At 56.4% G+C, this 6,609-nt stretch carries 5 protein-coding genes and 1 pseudogene; 3 read left to right on the top strand and 3 right to left on the bottom strand.

Translation table 11 applies throughout. From position 1 onward, the window contains the following. Window positions 1–349: 349 nt before the first annotated feature. A pseudogene (locus P3T17_RS37330) lies at window positions 350–580 on the top strand (transposase); the annotation flags it as partial. A 175-nt stretch (window positions 581–755) separates the two neighbouring features. Here the strand turns inward: P3T17_RS37330 and dmpG are convergent. From dmpG to P3T17_RS37315, 3 genes are read right to left on the bottom strand one after another with little or no spacing between them, the layout of a single operon-like run. After that, window positions 756–1,796, bottom strand: a complete 1,041-nt coding sequence (gene dmpG, locus P3T17_RS37325) for a 4-hydroxy-2-oxovalerate aldolase (RefSeq protein WP_074296360.1) — start codon at window positions 1,794–1,796, stop codon at window positions 756–758. Next, a complete protein-coding gene (locus P3T17_RS37320) occupies window positions 1,793–2,752 on the bottom strand; it encodes an acetaldehyde dehydrogenase (acetylating) (protein ID WP_074267559.1) in 960 nt (319 codons plus the stop codon). Before P3T17_RS37320 ends, dmpG begins: the two co-directional genes overlap by 4 nt. A 23-nt stretch (window positions 2,753–2,775) precedes the next feature. After that, the gene (locus P3T17_RS37315) at window positions 2,776–3,609 is read right to left on the bottom strand and encodes an HpcH/HpaI aldolase family protein (protein ID WP_429411946.1); all 834 of its coding nucleotides are present in this window, start codon (window positions 3,607–3,609) and stop codon (window positions 2,776–2,778) included. Window positions 3,610–4,255: 646 nt separating this feature from the next. On the opposite strand from P3T17_RS37315, the gene P3T17_RS37310 reads away from it, so the two are divergent. Together P3T17_RS37310 and P3T17_RS37305 are read left to right on the top strand one after the other, a co-directional pair. Then, window positions 4,256–5,203 carry a fumarylacetoacetate hydrolase family protein gene (locus P3T17_RS37310; RefSeq protein ID WP_074267560.1) on the top strand — a complete coding sequence of 316 codons (948 nt, stop codon included), beginning with the start codon at window positions 4,256–4,258 and terminating at the stop codon, window positions 5,201–5,203. Between the two features lie 383 nt (window positions 5,204–5,586). Then, window positions 5,587–6,477, top strand: a complete 891-nt coding sequence (locus P3T17_RS37305) for a helix-turn-helix domain-containing protein (RefSeq protein WP_253190078.1) — start codon at window positions 5,587–5,589, stop codon at window positions 6,475–6,477. Window positions 6,478–6,609 lie beyond the last annotated feature (132 nt).

The raw sequence follows: 6,609 nt of genomic DNA, 5'->3' as shown, positions 1-6,609 counted from the left end.
AGAACATCAAGCTTCTCCAGGACCGCGACAACATCAAGGTCGTGATGAAGGACGGGGTCTACTACAAGCGGCTCATCCCGACACCCGGCATGTAGCAGGCGAACTGTTAACGTGTTCAAGGTGGTTCAGGGGAATACGTAGAACCTCGTGATTCCTTTTCTCTACAGCGGGGCGATCCATCACCGGATCGCCCGTTGCGGTTTCGCATGTCTCACTGCTGGAGCGTCCCCTGAAAGGGCGCGCACTGACGAACGTTCTAGAAGCGGTTTAATTGGATCATGCGTAAACGTCCGACCATGCCTGTACTCGACCGCACAACGGACATCGAAGTGCTGAACGGGATTGGCAGCATGTCGGTCACTTATTCTCCCAAGGCTCGCAGCAGCGGTTTGAGCGCCCCGCGCGGGATCCGCGGGACGTACTGAAGGCGATTCTTTGGGTCATAGCCTGCAACGAGAAGCGGCACAGGTTACCGGCTAACTTTCCGCCGTTACAGACGTGCTATATCAAATGGGTCCAATGGAGACGCGCCGGTCTTATGTCCAAAGCGCTTGATGAATTGGAGGTTGAGGATATCTGAACGGCGGCAGCGGCGTCACGTGGATCTTCGCGGCCGCCTCGCCCGTGCCAGCGTGTTGATATCGGCGACCGCGCCATCACACGCATTGCCAGAAAGCGCCATCATTTCGATGGGGTGGATTGGTGAGGGGCTCCGGGATTGATCACTCCAGGAGCCCCTCACTGGCATAGCAATCCTAACCGTGCTGGGCGACAGGGCGAGCATCCCGTCGAAGCAGATCCAGGGCTGCATCCACGATCATGTCTTCCTGTCCCCCCACCATTTTCCGGCGGCCAAGTTCGACGAGGATGTCGACCGTCTTCAGGCCGTATTTGGCGGCTGCGAGCTCTGCGTGGCGCAGGAAGCTCGAATAGACGCCTGCGTAACCCAGCGCGAGCGTTTCTCTGTCCACGCGCACGGGGCGGTCCTGCAACGGTCGGACGAGATCGTCGGCGGCGTCCATCAGCTTGTACAGATCACAACCGTGGTTCCAGCCTTGACGCTCCACGGCGGCAATGAACACCTCGAGCGGTGCGTTACCCGCCCCCGCACCCATCCCGGCTAGACTTGCGTCGACGCGGTCGCAGCCCTCTTCTACGGCAACGATCGAATTCGCCACGCCAAGGCTCAAATTGTGGTGTGCATGCATCCCCGTCTGTGTCTCGGGCTTGAGCACATCCTTAAATGCACGGAACCGGTCGCGAATATCGTTCATACCAAGTGCGCCGCCCGAGTCCACGACGTAGACGCAGGTTGCGCCATAGCTTTCCATCAGCTTTGCCTGCTCGGCAAGCTTTTGAGGCGTCGTCATGTGGCTCATCATCAGAAAGCCGACCGGATCCATGCCTAGTTCGCGCGCGAATTCAAGGTGCTGGCGCGAGACATCTGCCTCTGTGCAATGCGTAGCGACCCGTACGATGCGGGCGCCCGCATCGTATGCGTTGCGAAGATCGTGCGTGGTGCCAATGCCAGGAATCAGCAGCGTAGCAATCTTCGCAGTCTTCACACTCTCAGCGGCCGCCGAAATCCATTCTACGTCGCTATGTGCGCCGAATCCATAGTTGAAGCTTGAGCCGTCAATGCCGTCGCCATGCGCAACTTCCATGCTGTCGACGCCAGCTGCATCAAGAGCGGCTGCAATTGACCTGACATTAGCGACGCTATATTGATGCCGGATGGCGTGGCTGCCGTCGCGCAGCGTCACGTCGGAAATGTAGATCTTTTTGTTGAGAGTCATTGTGCAGCCTCCTTGATGCCGCGTGTGATGCCTGAAGCCAGCCGACGTTGTGCCACCAGATCGCCGCAGGCGAGGGCGGCGGAGGTCATGATGTCGAGGTTGCCGGCGTACGAAGGCAGATAATGTGCTGCTCCTTCGACTTCGAGAAACACCGAAGTCTTCAGGCCGTGTACCAGACCGACATCGGGAATGTTCAACGGTTTATCAGCAGGAATCACGTCGAACTGCACCTGCTGTTTAAGTCGATAACCTGGCACGTAGCTCTGCACCTTTGCGATCATCTTCTCAATGCTCTCCTGGATGGCTTGTTGATCGACCATTTCGGAGAGGACGAACACAGTATCTCGCATGATGAGCGGCGGCTCGGCCGGATTGAGAACGATGATCGCCTTCCCACGCGTTGCACCGCCGAGCTTCTCGATCGCGCTGCGCGTGGTCTCAGTGAATTCGTCGATATTGGCACGAGTGCCCGGCCCCGCCGACTTGCTCGCAATCGACGCGACGATTTCCGCGTAGTGAACCTTTGCAACGCGTGAGACAGCCGCAACGATTGGAATGGTGGCTTGCCCGCCGCATGTCACCATGTTCATGTTCGTCGCGTTTTCCTCTTCCAGATTGATGGCGGGAATGACGTATGGGCCGATAGCGGCGGGAGTCAGGTCAATCACCTGCACACCGCGCGCCTGTAGCACTTCATTGTGGTGTTTATGTGCACCGGCGGAAGTCGCATCGAAGACAATGTCGATATCCTTGAATACATCGAGGGCCAGCAAGCCGTCAATACCTTCGGCGGTTGTCGCCACGCCCAGACGAGATGCACGTGCGAGGCCGTCTGAATTGGGATCGACGCCAACCATTGCACCCATTTCCAGATACTTACTGTTTCGTATTACCTTGATCATCAGATCGGACCCGATGTTGCCGGACCCGATGATCGCTACTTTCGTCTTGGTCATTGCGTATAACTCCTTGCTAGTGATCAGTTCTGGATGCGCCCGGTAGCCTGAGCGGTGGATCGAACGTCTTGAACGAGGTTGCTGAGGGCGAAACCGATGTGTGCTGTGTCAACGCCGATCGCTACGAACCTCGCGCCACAATCGAGCCAGGTTTTTGCCACCGTTGCCGTGGGCGAGAAAACCCCCGGCGCGACGCTGGCCTCAAGGGCGTGGTTAATCGTCGTGGTAATTGCTGCACGCACCGTTTCATGATTGATTTGTCCGGGCACTCCCAGTGCATGGGACAGGTCGACCGGACCCAGGAAGATGCCGTCGAGATCGGCGATGCCCATGATGCTGTCAAGTGCTGCCAGTCCCCCGGCGCCTTCAATCATCAGGAGAACGGCGGTTTCGTCGTTTGCCGTCTCAAACCAACGTGGAGAGCAACCATAGCCGCCAGCTCGCACCCAGGGGTTGGCGCCACGCGAACCTTGCGGCGCGAAGCGGGCGGCTCGTACCGCTTGTGTTGCCTCTTGCATTGACCCGATCTGGGGGACCAGCACGCCTGCCGCACCTGCGTCGAGCGCCGCACCGATGAGAGAGGCATCATTGCATCGTACGCGGACAATAGGAAAAATGCCGTAGGCCCGTGCTGCGAGGATCAAAGCGGGTAGCGTTTCGGTTCCAAAGCTGCCATGTTCTGTATCCAGAATGATGCCGTCGAATCCGGACTGAGCAGCGATTTCAACGAGCTCGACCGCCGGGATGATGGAGAAAAGCGCGAGAAAAGGCTCGCGTTTGCGAAGGCGAACACGAAGATTTGTCTCCCGGCGCACGGAAGAAGCGGAATCACCGCCATTTGGACGGTCCGCTGTCACAGCGGCCCTCCAGTTTCTGGAGTTCCAAGGTCAGTTTCTAGCGCGAACGGGTAGGTCTGGAGCGCCGCGTCGAGAATTCGCGGGTTAGGGGTATTCGCAAAACATGGCACGTTGGCCAAGCGACCGACGCGTCGATGAACGTGCGCCTCGCCAAAATCAAGCTTCTCCATATCACACGCTCTCCTTGAATCCATCTGGTCTCGCCCGATCAGAATTGGGCAAATGGTTTCACCAAAATGTCCATTGGTTACACCAATGTAGTCCTTGGTACACCCCGTTGTCAACTACTTGGTTTCAATCCAGAGGCATGGAAACTAAAGAATTACTGTGCTGCACTGCACTTCGATGCGCCCCGTAGTCGCGGCCTTGGCGGACATTTCTGCCTAGGCAAACCGAATCTGGGGCAAACGTCGATCCGTGCCCGGCTATGGGATGGGACGCCGTTTTCCAGTGACCTTGGTGCCTGGTGGGACGTTCCGTCCTCCCGTGCGAAATCGGAATTGGCGGTCCGAAAGTGGGGAAGGGAAGTGCGATGCTGATGCATTTTTGGTTGAACCAAAGACGTTAATGGTATAACCTTGGTTTCGAGGGCGAGATGTCGCCATCACCAATGAACACGGTTACCCCCCAAGAGCAAAGGATAAAGATGAAGATCGTTAATTTCACAGTCGACGGCCAGCGTCGACTTGGTTTTCTGGTCGACGACAAGATTGTCGATCCGCTAGCGACCAAGATTGGAGCAAGATCGGAGAACAGCGCTCTGTTGGCTGATACCTCTAGCTTCATTCGTTCCGGCGCGGCTGGCCGGGAAGTGGCGAACGCAATTGTGGGTTCGGGCGAGGGCAGGCATTCGCTTGGTGACGTGCGATTGACCTCGCCGATTTTGCCTTCGACTATTCTCTGCAGTGGTAGCAACTATCGCGCGCACAACGCCGAAAAGGTGGGCGCTCCTATCAGCGGCAAAGAACCCGAGTTTTTTGTGATGACGTCGGACTGCGTGGTAGGACCGGATGAGCCGATCGTCTACGACCCCGAACTTACACAGAAGCTCGATTGCGAAACCGAACTGGCTATTGTCATCGGTCGGGAGGGTCGACACATTCCGGTTGAAAAGGCGCTTGATTACGTTTTCGGCTATACGGTCGCCAACGACGTCACCGCCCGGGATCGGCAGGTTCGCCAATCGCCTGAAGGTTTCACGTGGTACGAAGTAGGTCGTGGCAAAGCCTTCGACAGTAGTTCGCCGCTAGGACCGTCCATTGTCACTGCTGATGAGATCGGCGATCCGCAGACCCTGATGCTGCGTACCCGGATCAATGGAGAGTTGCGTCAATCAAGCCCGACTTCAGACATGATCTGGACGTGCGCAGACCTGATTCATTTCTTCTCGATCAACTTCACTCTGCGTCCCGGTATGGTCATCCTGACCGGAACGCCCGCAGGCACAGCCTGGTCAACCGACGCCGAACTCGGCGGAAAGTGGCAAGGTCAGGAGGGATTGGTTGCGGCGACACGCTATTGCTTGCCAGGCGATGTCATCGAAAATGAAATCGATCGTATCGGCGTTCTGAGGAATGAGGTCGTTCACATCTAAACGCTTCGCGCTGAAATTCAAGAACAGCCAGATTTTGGCTGTTCGGCGCGGAAAGCAGTGTTTTTTCTCACATAGCTGAAGGTGGCGGAGTTGCCGGTCGCTCGCTGCATTGAGGTTACCCGTAAAGCGGTGCGGTGCAGATTGGCGACATCCGCCCCGCACATGGTCCGCATCGGACCCCTGGCACTGTTCGAGGTGGTGATGCCATCTCGATCACGTCGGCGATGAACGGCAGAGCTGAAGTGACAGGCTGCACTTCGCTTCATCTGAAATGGAAACAGGCAACATCACGTTGGACCGATCTGCCGTAGAAATTAGGAATACTGAAGCAAAAGTGAAGAATTGATAGGCGTTAACCAATTGTGAAACTACTGTAGGAGACGATGATGCCCGAGACATTTGCCATGCACGAAGGAGCGTTCGGTCGCATTTCGCTGCTGCCACTGCGCACGGGATTGGTTTCCCACGCGCACTCGGAAGCGCATATCGTCTGGTGGCTCGGCGGCGCCGACGCTGAGGCGAGGATAGGTACGCAGGTTTTCCGCTTTAGCGAAACGCATGCGGTTGCGGTTAAGCCATTCGAACAGCACGACGGGAAGCTTTTGTCGTCAAGTTCGCCAGCCGTTTTCCTTTCGGTGTATATCAATAAAGAGTGGTTGGACAAAAGGGCCGCGATAACAGGTAGGCCGTTCGTGTTTACCTCCCCTCGTATTGCCATCAGTCCCGAGTTGCGCGCCAGTCTCTGGAAGGTCTTGGACCTGATAATGTTCCATCCGGAGCTACAAGAGAAGATTGAGGTCGCAGCAGAGGAGCTCATTAGTGGTTCAATCCAGACATCGCTGGTTGCACACTCACCGGGTCCGTTGACTGCGGGCGTCCCGCTGCTCAGTCGCAAGTTGAGGTTGGCAATAGTGCTTATGCGCGAAAGAGTTGATGTGCGCACTACAATCGACGAGATTGCGAGCGAGGCAGGATTGTCGAGAGCACGACTGTTTGCGCTATTCCGCGACCAACTCAACACTACACCGCAGGTGTTCTGGAGCGCAATTCGCCTTGAAGAGGCGATTCGTAAGCTGGCGATCGGAGATGTACCCTTGATAAACGTCGCCGATGAACTGGGATTCTCTGCGGCTAGCAATTTTTCACGCTTTTTCAAGGAGCATACTGGCGTTTCGCCTTCTGACTACAGGCGCGCAGCGACAGCTCCGCGTGCTGGTATGGCGTGCGACGCCATTGGGAAATTGCTGTACTTTGCGAACGAAAAATTCGCATGAAATTAGTGTTGCTTATTGTATCGATACCATAGCGTAGTAGGTCTGGAACGAAAGAGCTGGTTTGCTTGCGTTGGCGCGCAACTCCGTAACAGTGTTTTCCGCATTGTGGCGTTTATAAAAAAGATTCGGATA

Source organism: Paraburkholderia sp. GAS82, assembly GCF_050436285.1.
Taxonomy (GTDB): Bacteria; Pseudomonadota; Gammaproteobacteria; order Burkholderiales; family Burkholderiaceae; genus Paraburkholderia; species Paraburkholderia phenazinium_B.
Note: the sequence above shows the minus strand (reverse complement) of the source record. Positions and strands in the feature narration are given on the sequence as shown.

Excerpts from the sequence above, each read along its gene's own strand:
- P3T17_RS37305 (WP_253190078.1), top strand. The coding sequence starts at position 5,587 with ATGATGCCCGAGACATTTGCCATGCACGAAGGAGCGTTCGGTCGCATT.
- P3T17_RS37310 (WP_074267560.1), top strand. The coding sequence starts at position 4,256 with ATGAAGATCGTTAATTTCACAGTCGACGGCCAGCGTCGACTTGGTTTT.
- P3T17_RS37320 (WP_074267559.1), bottom strand. The coding sequence starts at position 2,752 with ATGACCAAGACGAAAGTAGCGATCATCGGGTCCGGCAACATCGGGTCC.
- dmpG (WP_074296360.1), bottom strand. The coding sequence starts at position 1,796 with ATGACTCTCAACAAAAAGATCTACATTTCCGACGTGACGCTGCGCGAC.